At 63.3% G+C, this 16560-nt stretch carries 13 protein-coding genes; 6 read left to right on the forward strand and 7 right to left on the reverse strand.

What is annotated here, in order from left to right; genetic code table 11:
- Positions 1-13 precede the first annotated feature (13 nt).
- From AB6802_RS28235 to AB6802_RS28260, 6 genes are all read right to left on the reverse strand, one after another.
- Positions 14-1489 carry an aspartate aminotransferase family protein gene (locus AB6802_RS28235; protein WP_371013488.1) on the reverse strand — a complete coding sequence of 492 codons (1476 nt, stop codon included), beginning with the start codon at positions 1487-1489 and terminating at the stop codon, positions 14-16.
- A gap of 22 nt (positions 1490-1511) precedes the next feature.
- Positions 1512-2519 (reverse strand): NAD-dependent epimerase/dehydratase family protein, encoded by a 1008-nt coding sequence (locus AB6802_RS28240; protein ID WP_371013489.1) that lies wholly within the window; start codon positions 2517-2519, stop codon positions 1512-1514.
- Positions 2516-2950, reverse strand: coding sequence for an EamA family transporter (locus tag AB6802_RS28245; protein WP_371013490.1), 435 nt, complete (start codon positions 2948-2950; stop codon positions 2516-2518). Before AB6802_RS28245 ends, AB6802_RS28240 begins: the two co-directional genes overlap by 4 nt.
- 122 nt (positions 2951-3072) lie before the next feature.
- The gene (locus tag AB6802_RS28250) at positions 3073-4425 is read right to left on the reverse strand and encodes an FAD-dependent oxidoreductase (RefSeq protein ID WP_371013491.1); all 1353 of its coding nucleotides are present in this window, start codon (positions 4423-4425) and stop codon (positions 3073-3075) included.
- Positions 4425-5858 carry a UbiA family prenyltransferase gene (locus tag AB6802_RS28255; RefSeq protein ID WP_371013492.1) on the reverse strand — a complete coding sequence of 478 codons (1434 nt, stop codon included), beginning with the start codon at positions 5856-5858 and terminating at the stop codon, positions 4425-4427. Before AB6802_RS28255 ends, AB6802_RS28250 begins: the two co-directional genes overlap by 1 nt.
- Positions 5859-6095: 237 nt before the next feature.
- The gene (locus AB6802_RS28260) at positions 6096-6359 is read right to left on the reverse strand and encodes a hypothetical protein (protein WP_371013493.1); all 264 of its coding nucleotides are present in this window, start codon (positions 6357-6359) and stop codon (positions 6096-6098) included.
- 167 nt (positions 6360-6526) lie between these two features.
- On the opposite strand from AB6802_RS28260, the gene AB6802_RS28265 reads away from it, so the two are divergent.
- Both AB6802_RS28265 and AB6802_RS28270 read left to right on the forward strand, forming a co-directional pair.
- A complete protein-coding gene (locus tag AB6802_RS28265; RefSeq protein WP_371013494.1) occupies positions 6527-7378 on the forward strand; it encodes a helix-turn-helix domain-containing protein in 852 nt (283 codons plus the stop codon).
- 105 nt (positions 7379-7483) lie between these two features.
- Positions 7484-8380, forward strand: a complete 897-nt coding sequence (locus AB6802_RS28270) for an NAD(P)H-binding protein (protein ID WP_371013495.1) — start codon at positions 7484-7486, stop codon at positions 8378-8380.
- Here AB6802_RS28270 and AB6802_RS28275 read toward each other — a convergent pair.
- Positions 8377-10866, reverse strand: a complete 2490-nt coding sequence (locus AB6802_RS28275) for a mechanosensitive ion channel family protein (protein ID WP_371013496.1) — start codon at positions 10864-10866, stop codon at positions 8377-8379. The genes AB6802_RS28270 and AB6802_RS28275 overlap by 4 nt on opposite strands.
- A gap of 204 nt (positions 10867-11070) precedes the next feature.
- Here AB6802_RS28275 and AB6802_RS28280 point away from each other — a divergent pair, with 204 nt between their 5' ends.
- The 4 genes from AB6802_RS28280 (at position 11071) to soxG (ending at position 16293) form a co-directional block, all read left to right on the forward strand.
- The gene (locus AB6802_RS28280; RefSeq protein ID WP_371013497.1) at positions 11071-12330 is read left to right on the forward strand and encodes a sarcosine oxidase subunit beta; all 1260 of its coding nucleotides are present in this window, start codon (positions 11071-11073) and stop codon (positions 12328-12330) included.
- Between the two features lie 69 nt (positions 12331-12399).
- Positions 12400-12693 (forward strand): sarcosine oxidase subunit delta, encoded by a 294-nt coding sequence (locus tag AB6802_RS28285; protein ID WP_371013498.1) that lies wholly within the window; start codon positions 12400-12402, stop codon positions 12691-12693.
- Positions 12690-15683, forward strand: coding sequence for a sarcosine oxidase subunit alpha (locus AB6802_RS28290; RefSeq protein ID WP_371013499.1), 2994 nt, complete (start codon positions 12690-12692; stop codon positions 15681-15683). The genes AB6802_RS28285 and AB6802_RS28290 overlap by 4 nt, the downstream gene beginning before the upstream one ends.
- The gene (soxG, locus tag AB6802_RS28295) at positions 15676-16293 is read left to right on the forward strand and encodes a sarcosine oxidase subunit gamma family protein (protein WP_371013500.1); all 618 of its coding nucleotides are present in this window, start codon (positions 15676-15678) and stop codon (positions 16291-16293) included. Before AB6802_RS28290 ends, soxG begins: the two co-directional genes overlap by 8 nt.
- Positions 16294-16560 lie beyond the last annotated feature (267 nt).

Below are 16560 nucleotides of genomic sequence, written 5' to 3' on the forward strand. Positions count from 1 at the left end.
GCCTCGGCGATCTCTATTTGCCGACCTGGCTTTTGACGAAATCCTTCACGATTCCGGCGATGCCGCGCGACAACAGGCTGTCGAAGGCATCGACGAAGCGGTCGACATGCTCGCGCTGGCAGATCAGCGGCGGCTCGAGACGGATGACGTTGCGGTTGTATTCGGTGAAGGCGACGAGCACGTCATAGTCGCGCAGCAGCAGCGAACCGACGAAGCCTGACAGCGAGCCCTTCAGCTTGTCGTCGAGCACGCTGACAATCGGACGCAGCACCATCGGCAAGGTCTGCGAGAAATCGTGGAATTCGAGCCCGACCATGAAACCCTTGCCGCGCACGTCCGTGATGATCTTCGGGTATTTCTGCTTCAGCGCCTGCAGGCGCTGCAGCAGGTAATCGCCAGTCGAGGCGGCGTTGTCGATCAGCCCTTCGTCATAGAGCACGTTGATGCCTTCGATCGCGGTGATGCAGGCTTCGCCCATGCCACCGAACGTCGCCATGGCGTGGATCATCGCTGTCTTCGGCGTGCCATAGGCCTTCATGTAGACGTCGCGCTTGGCGATCATGGCGCCGACCGCGGCCTTGCCGGCGCCCAGCGATTTTGCCAGCGCCGTCACGTCCGGCACCACGCCATAATGTTCGAAGGCATAGAAGCGGCCGGAGCGGCCGTAACCGCACTGCACCTCGTCGGCGACCCACAGCACGCCATGCTGGTCGCAGAGCGCGCGCAGCTTGCGCCAATATTCGGCTGGCGCCTGGATGATGCCACCGCCGCCCTGGATGGTTTCCAGCACGATGACGCCGATCTCGGGATCGCTCTTGAACAAGCGCTCGACGGCGTCGATGTCGGCAAACGGAACGCGCACGACATTGTCGGCCACCTTGAAGTCGGCGCGGTAGAGCTGGCCGTCGGTGATCGCCAGCACGCCCTTGGTTTTGCCGTGGAAGGAATTCTCGGCATAGACCACCTTCGGCCGCTTCGGGCCGGCGGCGCGCTCGGCGAGTTTCACAGCCGCCTCCATCGCTTCCGAGCCGGAGGAGCCGAGGAACACCATGTCGAGCTCGCCCGGCGAGCATTTGGCGATGTTGTGCGCCAGCGCCGCCGCATATTGCGACATGAAGGCAATCGCGATCTCCTGGCGCTTTTCCTCCTGGAATTTTTTGCGGGCTTCCAGGATACGCGGATGGTTATGACCGAAGGCCAGCGAGCCGAAGCCGCCGAAGAAATCGAGAATCTTACGGCCATTCTGGTCGATGTAGAACATGCCTTCGGCACGCTCGATCTTGATCTTGTGGAAGCCGAGCAGCTTCATGAAATGCAGCTGGCCAGGATTGAGATGCGCTTTGAACAGGTCGGTGATGCGGGCGACATCAAGCGCCTTGGCTTGCTCGACGCTGATCAAATCGGGCTTGGCTATTGCTGCCCGCGACAGCGCCGGCGCATCGACCAGCGTGCGCGCGTTCGTCTGTTCCGGCTTGGCCATGACGGTCATCTCAAATCTCCCCTTCGTCGCCTTATTCGGCAGGAACGTGTTTGGTGGCGACGGCGTGGCCGTCCTTCTTGGCGCGGTATTCGCTGTAGGCGGCAATCAGCATGTCCTCGTCGCGGTGCTGCGGCACCCAGCCGAGCTGGCGTTCGGCTTTCGACACGTCGAGCACGCATTCCTCGTCGGCGATCAGATACTGCTCCGGATCCATGATCGGCATGTTCATGAGATCGAGCAGATCAAGCGTGCGCTTGACCGCCCAGCCCGGCGTCGGAATGAGCAGCGACTTGGAACCGGCATGCTTGATCAGGTCACCCAGCAGTTTCCTGACCGGCGGCGGGTTGAGCGAGCCGAGATTATAGGCCTCGTTCGGCACGCCTGCTTTCCAGGCCGCGCGGGCAGCCTCGGCGCAGTCGAACACCGAGATGAACTGGTAAGGATTCCGGCCCGAGCCGATCATCGGCACCGGCAAATTCCAGTCGATCATCTTGAACAGTTTTTCGAGGATGCCGAGACGGCCGGGACCGATGATCAGGCGCGGCCGAAACAGCGAGATCGACATGCCGCGCTTGCGCCATTCGGCAGCGAGCTCCTCGGTCTTCTGCTTCGACCAGCCATATTCGCCGAGCGGCGCGACCGGGTGTTCCTCCGTCATGGGGAAGGTCACTGTGTGGCCGTAGATCATGTCGGTCGTGTAGTGGACGAGCCTTGGCGCGCCGGCCTTGTCCATGGCCTGCATGATGTGCTCGGTGCCGTGGAAATTCACCGGGAAGAAGAAATCGTGGCGCTTGGCGCGGATCTGGATCGGCGACAGCATTTTGGCCGACAGATTGTAGACCATGTCGTCGGCCTTCAATCCAACCTTCGCGACCGAGGCTGGATCGGTGACGTCGCAAGTGATGAAGCGAACCGAGCGGTAATGCGGCAGGTCGCTCTTGACGATGTCGGCGACGACGACGTCCTCGCCATCGGCAACGAGCTTGGGGGCAAGGTGACGGCCGACGAAGCCGTCGCCGCCGAAAATCACATGTCTCATCGGACGATCTCGTTAGCTTGTATTTTGTCGGAGGCGATGGAGGCGGTCTGGTCCTCATGTCCGCGTCCGCTTTGCGCGATCAGCACGGTGCCGACGCAGATGCAGGCGATGCCGGCGATGCGCCAGCCATTGAGATCCTCGCGAAAGACGAAATAGGCGAAAATCGCGACCGCGACATAGGCGAGGCTGAGGAACGGATAGGCGAAGCTGAGCTCGACCTTGGACAGCACATAGAGGTGCGACGCCATCGAGATCACGAAGGTGCACAGCCCCAGGAACACCCACGGGCTGAACACGATCTGCAACAGCTTCAAGAGCGGGTTGGTGCCTTCGAACGAAATCGGGCCAAGCGACATCATGCCCTGCTTCAGCATCAGCTGCGCCGCGGCATTGGTCATGACCGTAAAGAGAATGAAGACGATGTATTTCATATGCGCCACCCTGCCCCGCGGCTGTCCTACTACTAACCTGCAAACATTTCGTGAAGTCACAAGAATATTTTGAGTAAACCATGGTTTAACATTTCATTTACCACGATTTACTCAAATTTTATCTACTCCGCGGCCTCAGCATTCCTTCGTCCGACATCCAACTTTTTTGCCGTACGGGCCCAGAAACTCGACAGGAATGCCGGGTCGCGAAGCGCCTCCAGACGCTGCCATGTCGGGAACGACGCGGCGAAGGTTTCGGGCGGCATGCGGGCATCCTTATACGGATTGACCGCCCCGCCGGCTTCGACCGTGATGCGGTCGAGGTCGGCCAGCAGGCGCAAGGTTTTCTCGCCCTTGTTGGGAAAATCCAGCGTCAGCGTGTAGCCCGGCCGCGGAAACGACAGCAGCGCCGGCGAGCGGACGCCGCCGAAGCGCTTCAGCACCGTCAGGAAGGAGCCTTGCCCTGCACGTCTTGCGGCTTCGAGCAGCGCCGGCACCGCGTGGCGCGCATGGGCCTCCGGCACAACGCTCTGGTGCTGGAACAGGCCACGCGGCCCGTAGAGCCGGTTCCAGTCGCGCACACCGTCAAGTGGAAAGAAGAAGCCTTGATAGCCGGCCTGACGCGGAGCCGCAGACCGGCCTTTCGCCCAGCGATAGGCAGCATTGAAGGCGGTCAGGAACAGCCGGTTGAGCACGTTGAACGGCGGCTGCACCGGCACGGACAGCCGGCTGCCGGCGCGGACGGCGGCGTGCGAGCCGTGCTCGGCATGATTGCCGGTGAACAGAAGGCCGCGGCCTCGCCCATGGCCGCCGGCCATCTGGTCGATCCAGGCGACGGCATATTCATTGGCCTGGTCCGCGGCTTCGGCAAGGTCGAAGAACTCGCTCAGATCGCGAAACCGCGTCGCCTTCTCGATGATGTCGAGCGACGCCACGCGCATCAGCCGGATCGACGCTGACAGGATCAGCCCGGTCAGGCCCATGCCGCCGATGGTCGCCCTGAACAATTGACCATTCTCGTTTTGCGAGCAGCGATGGATGCGGCCATCGGACCTCAGCAACGCGAAGCTCTCGACATGGCAACCAAAAGTGCCGCGCCGGTGGTGGTTCTTGCCGTGAACGTCGTTGGCGATGGCGCCGCCCAGCGTGACGAACTGGGTGCCCGGAATCACCGCCGGAAAGAAACCGTAGGGCGCGGCATGCGCAATGATATCGCAAAGCAGCGCGCCGGCATCGGCCTCGAGCACGCCGGTCTCGGCATTGAAGGATCGGATGCGGTCAACCGGTCGCATATCGACCACCGCGCCGGCATCGTTTTGGCAGCTGTCGCCGTAGGAGCGGCCATTGCCGTAGCCGAGCAGCGAGCCCGGCCCAGCGGTGCCGCTCTTCAGCAGCGCGATCGCCTCATCCGCCGAAATCGCCTGGCGCGCCGGCGGCGTCGCCAGTCCGAAGCTGCCGAAGCGCTTGGCGTCCATCACCAGCCCCCGATTACGAGAAACACCGCGCCGATGGCGACGACGATCTGGCTGCGCCAGTCGCGGATGATGAAGACGACCGGGTCGTCATGCATCTCGTCGCGCCGGGCAAGGATCCACACGCGCATCGTGAGGTAAAGCACGATCGGCGCCAGCGGCCATATCAGCCACGGATGCGGATAGAGCTCGCGCACAGCCGGGCTGTCCATATAGAGAGCCAGCACCAGCGCCGAGGAGAAGGCCGAAGCCATGCCCGCCTGCGCCACGATCTCCTGGTCCTCGGTGCGATAGCCACGGCCGGCGATGCGCTCGCCCGGCGGGATGGCGGTGGTGCGCAATTCGACGAAACGCTTCACCAGTGCCAGCGACAGGAAGAAGAAGATCGAAAAGGCAAGCAGCCAGAACGACACGTCGACGCCGGTGGCGGCAGCGCCCGCCAGCACGCGGATCGTGTAGAGGCCGGCAAGCGTCAGCACATCGACCAGAAGCATGCGCTTGAACGACAGCGAATAGGCGGTGGTGACCGCCATATAGCCGGCGAGCACACCGAGGAATTCGATCGGCAGGAACAGGCCGGCGGCGATGCCGATGGCCAGCAGCACGGCAATCGCACCGAGGCCGAACGGGATCGACAGCGCGCCGCTGGCGAAAGGCCGGTTGCGTTTTGTCGGATGCTTGCGGTCGAGCGCCAGATCGAAGAAATCGTTGAGGATGTAGATGGCCGATGCCACCGCGCTGAACGACACGAACGCCAGCAGGCACTGCCAGATCATGTTGGCGTTGAAATATTCGTGCGACAGCACCATCGGCACGGCGATCAGCGAATTCTTCAGCCACTGATGCACGCGCAGCATCTTGATATAGGTCTTGAGCGTGCGCTTCGGCGCCGGCATGGCCTCGGCGCCATGCGCCGCCTGCCAGCGCCGGGCGCTGCGATCGGGGGCCACGACAAGGGCGCTGCGCGCGGCGTCGAACACTTTGAGGTCGTGGCGGCTGTTGCCGGCATAGTCGAAGCCGGCATCGCCATAGGCGGCGATCAGCGCGGCGCGCTTCCTGGCCGAGGTCATGTTGTGCGGACCGTCGGTGGCCAGCACGCGGTCGAAGATGCCGAGATGCGAGGCGATGGCTTCGGCGAATTTGCGCGGCGTCCCCGTCGCCAGGACGATCTGGCGCCCCTCCTGGTGCTCGACCCGCAAGCGGTCGAGCAGGTCCCGGCGATAAGGCAGCGAGGCCGGATCGATGTCGACACGCCGGGCGATTTCCTGCTTCAGCCGGGCCGGACCGCCGGCCAGCCAGAACGGCACCAGAAAGAGATAGAGCGGATTCTTCTTGAGCAGGATGAACAGGCCTTCCCACAGAAGGTCCGTTGCAATCAGCGTGCCGTCGAGATCGACCGCAAGGGGAATTGCGTTCCTGTCCGACCGCGCGTCCATTGTTCTGCCCTGCTCGGGCGATGACCCATTTGCCAATGGGTCATCGCCGCCAAAATCCGCGCCGTGTTTCGGCGTCTTCGCATCGGATATAGCGGGGGACGGCGTAGCGAACGTTAAAACGTCCGGTTGCAACGCGTAGTCATACCGGTTTTTCAGACGGCATCGTTAAGCTTCGGCTACCGGAAACGATAAAAGGCCGGACATCCGCCCGGCCTTTTGCCAATCGTGCGACGACGATTACTTGATGCGGGCGGCGCCGCCCGAAATCTCGACCGTTTCCGAACCGGTCAGCGCTTCGAGGTCGCCATTCGGCAAGGTGACGAAGCAGCCATTCGAGCAGAATTCCGCCGTCTCGCCGGCGCCGAGCGTCAACTCGCTCTTGGCGCCGCCTTCGGTCACGATCAGGGTCCGCGTCTGAGCGTCCCTGTTGATCGCGCTGGCGGCGAAAGCCGAACCGCCCAGAGCCAGCAAAGCGATGGCGGCAACGACAGACTTCCACATTGCATTTCCGGTGTTTGCACACCGCCTCTGTTCAAATTTGCAAGGCATTCTCGCCCTTTGCATCTGAGCTTATATGAGATGTAACCTGAACCGCAACTGAATGCCGCATTCATGCCACAATCGGTTTCGGCCTCCACACCCTGTTAAACTCGGGCCGCGAACCCGATATGGTACGGCACATCACAGGCGAGGTCAGCGCGGTGCCCAGCACATGGCTTGAGACGATCGGCGTCGAGGTTGAGCGGCGAAACATCACGGCCGGCCTGAACTATTATGTGCCCGCATCGCCCTATCATCGTCTCGGCATGCATGTCGGGCCACCCGTCAATGCCTCATGCCGCTGCGACGACAAGCATCATTGGCGTGTCCAGGCCCATGGCGATATCGACATCGTGCCGGCCGGTCTGGATGGCAATTGGCAGGATGATGCGGACTGCACCATCCTGCGGCTCTGGGTCAGCCCGGCCTTGGTTCGGCAGGCCGCGCTGGACCTGGACCTCGACCCGGACCGGATTATCGTCGAGCCGCAATTCCAGCGCCGCGATCCCAGGATCGAGCATATTGTCTGGGCGCTGGCGAGCGAACTGAGCCCCGAGATGCCGTCGGATCGGCTCTATGGCGAAAGCCTGGCACGGGCGCTGGCCGTGCGACTGGTTCATGGCGCGGCCATAAGGTCGCTGCCGTCCGGGCAGATGCTGTCGTCCGGCCAGAAGCGTAGATTGCAGGAATTCATCGAGGCGAATCTCGACCAGGAGCTTTCACTCGATGACCTTGCCGAGGTCGCGGCGATCAGCGTCTCGCATCTGAAGGTCCTGTTTCGCCGCAGCTTCGGCCTGCCGGCGCATCAATATGTCATCCAACGTCGCGTCGAGCGCGCCCGGCTGTTGCTCGGTGAGAGCAAGTTGCCGCTCAGCCAGATTGCGCTGGAGGCAGGTTTCGCCCACCAAAGCCACATGGCCCGCAGCATGAAGCGCGTGCTGGGCGTGACGCCGGCGGCGCTCGCCCGTCTGCAGCGATAGCTCCGCTAAAACATCATCGTCTTTTTGTGCGCGCCGCCGTCCTTCCCGGTGCGACGCGCCCGCGCATATCGGGCATCCAGCGCTCCAACACATAGGAGAATGAAGATGTTAGTGATTATGGGCGCCACTGGAAAAATCGGCCGGGCAACGGTCGGCGCGCTGCGCCGGAACAGCCTCCCGGTCAGGGCCGTTGTCCGCAATCCATCGACCGCTGACGAGTTCCGCGCGATCGGCTGCGACATAGCCGTCGCCGACTTCTCGGACATGCCAGCGCTTATCGAGGCAACAAAAGGCGCTTCGGCCGTGCAGGTCATCTGCCCGACGCTTGTCCGAGCGGAAAATGCATTGTCGCATATGAAAGCGACGATCGACACGATCGTCGAAGCGCTCGCGCAAAGCCAACCGGCCCATGTCCTGGCGATCTCCGACTACGGCGCTCAGCTACCGACCGGCACCGGCATTACGCTCACCTTCCACCATCTCGAAGCGCAACTGCGGACGCTGCCGGCGTCGCTGACCTTGCTGCGCTCGGCCGAGCACATGCAGAATTGGGGCCGCAGCACCGGCCGGGCGCTGCAGACCGGCGTCCTCGGCACCCTGCATCATCCTCTCTCCAAGTCGTTCCCGACCGTCTCGGCGGGCGATGTCGGGCTGATCGCCGCCGATCTGCTCATGGCGGACGCCGGCAAGGCGCCACGGATCGTCCATGCCGAGGGACCTCGGCGTTGCAGCGCGTCCGACGTAGCCCAGGCGTTGAGCGCGATCGTCGGCCGCGAAATCGTCGCCCGCGAGATGCCAAGACAGGATTGGGTCGCGATTTTGACCGCAGGCGGCATGAGCACAAGCTACGCGCAGCTTGTCGCCGACCTGTTCGATGCCCACAACGCCGGCCGCATCGATGCCGAGCAAGGCGTCGGCGAGATCAGAAAGGGCAAGACGGAGCTTTCGGCGGCTCTATCCGCTTTAGTTCCACCGCTTCAGCAAGCGAGTGGTAGCGCCTAGCTCGGATCTGGCTTGCGGCCTTTGCGTTTCAGCTTGGCAAGCCGGGCAGCTTCAGCCGCAGCCTCCGCCTCAAGTCGCTGGCGTTCGGCAAATTCGGCCTCGATCTTGTCGTCGTCGATCGGCCAGGCCTCGTGTTTCTTGGTCTCGATGACGGCGCGCGGCGTCGATGGTATCTCGATGTGCTCGTCCTCGAAAATATCGAAGATGGCGAAACGGATGTCGTTCTGGACGATGCTGCCGTTCATGATGTCGGCCACGAACACGCGGATCTCGAATTCGAGCGCGGCGGCGCCAAAATTGGCGAACAGCACGAAGGGCTCGGGATTCTTCAGCACCATCGGATGGGCGCGCGCGATGTTGGAGAGGATCGCATGGACGCGTTTGATGTCGGTGCCATAGGCAACACCGACCTTGATATCGACACGGCCGAGCTTGTTGCGATGCGTCCAGTTGCCGACCGCATTGTTGATGAGGTTCGAATTGGGCAGGATCACCGACTGGCGCTGGAATGTCTCGATCTCGGTGGCGCGCACGCTGATCTTCTTCACCGTGCCGCTGGTGTCGCCGGCGACGATCCAGTCGCCGACCTTGAACGGCCGCTCGGCGAGCAGGATGAGACCCGAAACGAAATTCGAGACCACATTCTGCAAGCCAAAACCAATACCAAGCGACAGCGCGCCGGCAACCAGCGCAAGGTTGGAGAGGTCGATGCCCGCGGCCGAAATGCCAACCAGCCCCGCGAGCGCGACGCCGGCGTAACCTACCCCCAGCCGGATCGAATTGCGCACGCCGGCATCGACCTTGCCGCGCGCCATCACCGAGCCGTCGAGCCAGCCCTGGAACCAGCGTGTCAGGAAATAGCCGATGATGAAGACGACGATGCCGGTGAGAATGCCGAGGAAGGAGATCGTCACCGAGCCGACCTGGACGCCGGTGGCAAGCTTGTAGGCCCACGCCTCGATATCGCCGGGCTGGAACCCCCACATCAGCAGGATCAACGGCAGGAACACCAGCACGATCATCACGTTGATGGCGATGCTTACGACCAGGCCAAGCTGGTCGAGCGCGGTGTCCTCGTAGCTGGAATTGGCGGAAAGCCAGCGCCCTGCCGACGTGTCGGCGAAGCCGCCCTCCTCGCCGATCGCCCGCGCCGACAGGAAGCCGATGTAGGCGGTGATCAGGATGGTGCCGGTAACCACCACCTGGAATGAGACGAAAAGCGCCAGACCGATATAGCCGAGCAACGCTGCGGCAATGGTGAACAGCCCAAGCCCTATGGCAAGGAAACGAAGCCACGCCGGCCACGGCCGCCATGAACCATCCTTCGCCCTGAAAGGCCTGATCAAGCTCATCAGGATCAGGATGACGCCGATGATGATGGTGGCGACGAACCCCCTGGCGATCGTCAACGAGAGCGGCGAGCCCATCTTTTCGTTGACGACCGAAAAGAAATAGTTGAGCCCCAGGACGATGGCCATGGCGGTGGTCAATCCAGCCAGCCAGCGCGCCGGGCCGGTTGCGACCGGAATGAGCCGCCAGTTCGGCAAGCGAGGCTCCAGCGCCGCATTGGTCAGCCTGTTGACGCAGAAGACCATCGCGATGACGGTAAGCAGCGCGTTGAGGAATGTGCCGATATCGCCGCGCAAGACATTGTAATAATTGAAGAAGAAGACAGCGGAAGCGAAGAAGGCGCCTAGCGCCACGGTGGGCAGCAGCGTCGACCAGAATGCCACCGAAAGCCGGCTGAGGTAGGACGGCTCCTCAATGCTGGGGTCTGCCTCGAAAATACGGCCGAAGAACCGTCTGCCGCCGATCAAGAGAACGGCGGCCAGTGCCAATGCCATCAGCGTTGCGACAAGGACTGCCTGGAACTTGAATTTGAAAGCGAAGCTCAGCCAGGAACTGACCGCCTTGTAGAGACCGCTGAACTGGTCGTGGGCGTCCGAAAAGGCTTGCGGGCTCAGTGCATCCGTCAGCTCGTATTGCTTGGTGATGACATTACGAAAAAGCGCGCTGCGCATCGTCGCGATCTTGTCGATCAGTCCATTGACGCGGATCGAAAGATTCTGTGCGCTGGCGACAACCGCGTTGATCTGAGCCTTCTCGGAGGTAAGCGCGCTACGCTCGCTGCTGACGATCTCCGGCTCCGGCGGCTGTCCTTGCGCCGGCGCCGGACCAAGCACTTCGATGCGGTTGTTGATATCGGTGAGCCGCTGCCGGAACGCCAGCGCGCTGTTGAGCGCCGCCCGCGAAATGTCCTCCATCTGCAGGCGGATATCGACGAGGCCGGCATCGTCCTGGCCAGGATCGTTCAGTTTCTTCTCCAGGCCATCGGTCCTGGTCGTCAGGTCCTGAATGACCTTGGTCTGATCGGCGATGAGTTGGCTCGACCCATGGCCGATCGCCTGCGCCAAGGCGTCGAACGACGGCTGCGCCAATGCGGCGACGAGCAGGACCAGGATCGGGCGTAGCAGTCGAAAGAACATGATTTTATTGGCGACTCGCGACCGGAAAGCCTTCGAAAATTCAGCCCTTGATAAAGACCGCCATACCACGCGGCAAGCCGTTCCCGTTCACGACGGGCATCGGGACCGGAGTCGGCCTGTCGAAAAGCCATGGCGCAATCCTGGCTTTGCGCTTACAGGCCGCTCTATAGTGTGCCGCCTCGCATGATAAGGACGACAAGAAGAATGGCGGAGTATTCAGCCTTTTCGCTGCTCAAGAACGCGCTGTCCGGCAACAAGGACTGGAAGCCCGCCTGGCGCAAGCCGGACCCCAAGGCCTCCTACGACGTGATCGTCATTGGCGGCGGCGGACATGGCCTCTCGACCGCCTATTATCTCGCCAAGGAACACGGCATCACCAATGTCGCGGTGCTGGAAAAAGGCTGGCTAGGCTCCGGCAATGTCGGCCGCAACACGACGGCCGTGCGCTCCAACTATCTTCTGCCGGAAAATACCCGTTTCTACGAGCATTCGATGAAGCTGTGGGAGAACCTCTCGCACGAGCTCAACTACAACGTCATGTTCTCGCAACGCGGCTGCCTCAACCTCGCGCACACGCCCGCCCAGCTTGATGACTACGCCCGGCGTGGCAACGCCATGCGCCATCTCGGCGTCGACGCCGAGCTGATGAGCCTTGACCAGATCAAGCGGCTGGTGCCGGCGCTGGACCTCTCCGGTTCCGCGCGCTTTCCCGTGCTTGGCGGCCTGATGCAGCCGCGGGCCGGCACCGCCCGCCACGACGCCGTCGCCTGGGGCTATGCGCGCGGCGCCGACCGGCGCGGCGTCGACATCATCGAGAATTGCGAAGTCACCGGCTTCCTGCGCGACGGCGGCCAGATCACCGGCGTGACGACGACGCGCGGCGAGATCCGCGCCAAGAAGGTGGCGCTTGCCGTTGCCGGCAGCACCGGACGCGTCATGCAGCTTGCCGGCATTTCCCACATGCCGATCGAAAGCCATGTGCTGCAGGCTTTCGTCTCCGAATCGCTGAAGCCGGTCATTGACACCGTGCTGACTTTCGGCATGGGCCATTTCTACATCTCCCAGTCCGACAAGGGCGGCCTCGTCTATGGCGGCGACCTCGACGGCTACAACAGCTACGCCCAGCGCGGCAGCCTGCCCGTCGTCGACGAGGTGATGAGCGAGATGCTGGCGCTGTTTCCGGGCCTCGCCCGGGTGCGCATGCTGCGCTCCTGGGGCGGCGTCTGCGACATGACCATGGACGGCTCGCCGATCATCACCGCGGGGCCGCTGCCTGGCATGTATCTCAATTGCGGCTGGTGCTACGGCGGCTTCAAGGCGACGCCTGCCTCTGGCTGGTGCTTCGCCCATACCATCGCCAAGGACGAGCCGCACGAATTCAACGCGCCCTTCACGCTCGACCGTTTCTACCGCGGCCTCGTCATCGACGACAAAGGCCAGGGCGCGAATCCGCGGCTGCATTAGGACCATGATCCCAAAAAGTGGAAGCCGGTTTTTGGAAGAGAATATGGTTGAACAAAAAGATTCAAAGAAATGCTGATCACTTGTCCCTATTGCGGCCCGCGCGACGTTATCGAGTTCACCTACCAGGGCGACGGCAACCGCGAGCGGCCGCAGCCGGCCTCGCAGAACCTCGACGCCTGGAACGCCTATGTCTACGACCGGCTGAACCCGGCCGGCGAGCACAACGAGATCTGGCAGCATTCCGGCGGCTGCCGCGCGCATTTGCGCGTCGTGCGCAACACCGTCACACATGAGATCCTGAGCACCGAATTCGCCCGTGGCGGACACAAATCCGCTGGCCATAAAGCGGGGGTCCGGTCGTGAGCCCGCGCCGGACCGAGACCGGCGGCCGCATCGACAGGCTGCGCACAATCCGCTTCACCTTCGACGGCGCTGCTTATACGGGCCATGCCGGCGATACGCTCGCCTCGGCGTTGCTTGCCAACGGCGTGACGCTCTTCGGCCGCTCGTTCAAATACCACCGTCCGCGCGGCCTGCTCGCCGCCGGCGTCGAGGAGCCGAACGCGCTGGTGACGGTGCTGCGCGGCGAAGTGCGCGAGCCCAATGTCGCGGCCACCATGGTCGAGATCTATGACGGGCTGGTCGCCGTCAGCCAGAACCGCATGCCCTCGCTTGCCTGGGATATCAACGCCGTCAACCAGCTCGGCGGCAAGATCCTGTCGGCCGGCTTCTACTACAAGACCTTCATGGGACCGGTATTCGGTCCGCTCAAAGGCACGCGCTTCTGGATGTTTTGCGAGCATTTCATCCGCCGCGCCGCCGGTCTCGGCAAGGCCGGCACGGCGCCGGATCCGGCGCGCTACGAACGCATGAACGCCTTTTGCGACGTGCTGGTCGTCGGCTCCGGCCCGGCCGGACTGATGGCGGCCAAGGCCGCCGCCGACCAGGGCGCGCGCGTCATCCTGGCCGATCTCGAGGCTCATTTCGGCGGTTCCGCCAACTGGTCGGGCGAAACCATCGACGGCTTACCTGCCGCCGACTGGGCCCAACGCATGGTTGGTCAGCTCGAAGGCAACGACAATGTGCGGCTTTTGCCGCGCACGACGGTGTGGGGCTATTACGACGGCAACACGCTGGCCGCCCTGGAACGCGTGACAGACCACAAGGAAGTGGCCAACAAGGGCGAGCCGCGCCAGCGCTATTGGGCCATCCGCGCCGGCACGATCGTTCTCGCCACCGGCTCGTTCGAACGTCCGCTGGTGTTTCCGGGCAACGACCGTCCGGGCGTCATGCTGGCGCATGCTGCCGAGCGCTACGCCGTTGAATATGGGGTGCTGCCGGGGCAGCGCATCGCGCTCCTCACCAACAATGACAGCGCCTACCGCTCCGCCGTTGCCTTGAAGAAAGCGGGGGCGGCGGTGGTTGCCATTGTCGATGTCCGCAGCGACGTGACCGGCGACATGCGCAGGCTGGCGAGCGAGGCGGAAGCCGAGCTGCTCACCGGCCATGCGGTGATCGCCACCGAAGGCGGCAAGGCGCTCTCTGGCCTGAAAGTGCAGCGCTTCGACGCCGTGAGCGGGGCACTGAGCGGCGACGAACGCAGTATCCACGCCGACTGCCTGTTGATGTCTGGCGGCTGGTCGCCGACCATCCACCTCGCCAGCCAGGCCGGCGCCAAAGCCGAGTGGGATCCGGCGAGACAAGCTTTCCTGCCGCCAAAGCCGACGCAACATTGGATTGGCGCCGGCGCCTTTACCGGCAGTTTCTCGACCACTGAGGCGATTGCGGAAGGCCGCGCCGCCGGTCTTCAGGCCGCGGGCGGAGCGGCTTCCTCCGCTCTCCTGCCGGTTGTCGAGGCAGCACCCGGCGATCCCGATCCGGCGCCCGTGTTCGAGATCAAAGCCAAGGGCAAGAGCTTCGTCGATTTCCAGCATGACGTGACCGCCGAGGACGTGCGGCTCGCGCATCGCGAGGGCTTCGTCTCGGTCGAGCATCTGAAGCGCTACACCACGCTCGGCATGGCGACCGACCAGGGCAAGAACTCCAACGTGCCGGGCCTCGCCATCATGGCCGAGGCGCTCGGCAAGCCGATCCCGGAAGTCGGCAAGACCCGCTTCCGCCCGCCCTATACGGCGGTCTCGATCGGCTCGCTGGCCGCCGAGCGCTTTGGCGACCTGAAGCCTGAGCGTTTGACGCCGATGCATGACTGGCACCTCGCCAATGGCGCGACCATGTACTCGGCCGGCCTCTGGTACCGGCCGATGATCTACGGCCATGCCGGCGAGACCGTCGAGCAGGCCTATGTGCGCGAAGCCAAGGCGACCCGCGACAGCGCCGGCATCGTCGATGTCTCGACACTGGGCAAGATCGCCGTGCAAGGGCCCGACGCCGCCGAACTTCTCGACCGGGTCTACACCAACATGTTTTCAACTCTGGCCCTCGGCAAGGCGCGCTACGGCCTGATGCTGCGCGAGGACGGCCTTGCCTTCGACGACGGCACCACCTGGCGGCTCGGCGAGCAGGACTTCCTGATGACCACCACCACGGCGAACGCCGGCAAGGTGATGCAGCATCTGGAGTATTTCCTCGACGTCATCTGGCCGGAGCTGAAGGTCACCGTCACTTCCGTCACCGACGAATGGGCGGGCGCGGCGATCGGCGGACCGAACGCGCGGGCCATTCTTGCGGCCTGCGTCAAAGGCACGGCGGTCGACAACGCAACCTTGCCCTTCATGGGCATCGTCTATGGCGAGATCGCAGGCGTCCCGGTGATGATCTGCCGCCTCTCCTTCTCCGGCGAAATGGCTTTCGAGGTCTATTCCGGCGCCGGCTACGGCACACATGTCTGGGAAGCGTTGATCGAGGCCGGCAAGCCGTTCGGCCTCGTCACCTACGGGCTCGAGGCTCTGGGCACGATGCGCATCGAGAAGGGCCATGTCACCGGCGCCGAGATCGACGGCCGCACCACGGCGCGCGACCTGCATCTCGACTGGATGCTGTCGAAGAAGAAGCCCTTCATCGGCTCGGCCATGATGGACCGCGAGGGCCTGATCGCGTCCGACCGGCTGCAGCTCGTCGGCCTGATCGCGCTCGACAACCGCCCGCTCAACGGCGGCGGCCACATCGTCGAAGAGCTGGACGAGGCCAATCCGCACGGTTCGCTCGGCCACATCACCGCCTGCTGCTATTCGCCGGCGCTCGGCAAATACATCGCGTTGGCGCTGGTCAAGGGCGGCAAGGCAAGGCATGGCACCCGCGCTTTCGTCTCCGACCCGCTGCGCAACCGGTTTGGGCCGATCGAAATCGTCTCCAACCATTTCTACGATCCGGACGGGAGCCGCATGCATGGCTGACCACCAGTCGCCCGAACGCCAATTACCGGAGCGCCTGTCGCCGCTGGAGCCGGAATATCATCCGGGCTCGCACGGCAATTTCGAGCACGGCGTCGATGTCATCCTGTCGGAGACACGGCCGGGCTCCATCCTGCAGCTCGCTGCCTGGGCAGGCGAGGAAAAGCAGCTGATCGACGCCATCCGCAAGGTCACCGGTCTTCCTTTGCCCGATGGCGCCGGTGGGGGCGTCATCAACGGCACGAAATCGGTCTTTGGCTTCGCGCCTGGCAAGTTCACCGTCGTCGACGATGCCGAGGGACTGGCTCAAGCCTTTGCCGGCGTCATCACGCCGGCCATCGGCACGCTGACCGATCTGTCGCACGGACGCACCGCGATCCGCATCGCCGGACCGAAGGCCGAATGGATCATGGCGAAATTCTTCGCCATCGACTTCGCCCTGCCGGCCTTTCCGCTGGGCGCCGGCCGCTCGACCAATCATCACGACATCTTCGCTCAGATCCAGCGCACCGGCGCCGATCAGTTCGACATCTATGTGTTCCGCTCCTTCGCACGCTCGTTCTGGAAGGCCTTATGCCACGCCAGCGAGGAAGTCGGGTACGAGGTCCAGTAGAGCATTTAAGGTGTGTTGAGATTCAGGTCAGGCCGAGCCGAAAATGGCGGTTTCCGAGAACCGGAGCGGAGCGTACTTGAAGTACGTGAGCACCGGAAGCGCAGGGAACCGTCATTTGCAGGCAGGCCTCACCTGAATATCACCGCACCTTTGGTCCAGTCGGCATCTGGCACTATTGACGACTACAACTGCTGCTTGAGGGTTGGGCCAGCAGGGACGATAGATAAGGAATCACCGGCGTTTGCCACGGCAAGCGTCCGTTCAGGC

It is taken from the genome of Mesorhizobium sp. RCC_202 (assembly GCF_041355295.1).
GTDB lineage: Bacteria > Pseudomonadota > Alphaproteobacteria > Rhizobiales > Rhizobiaceae > Mesorhizobium.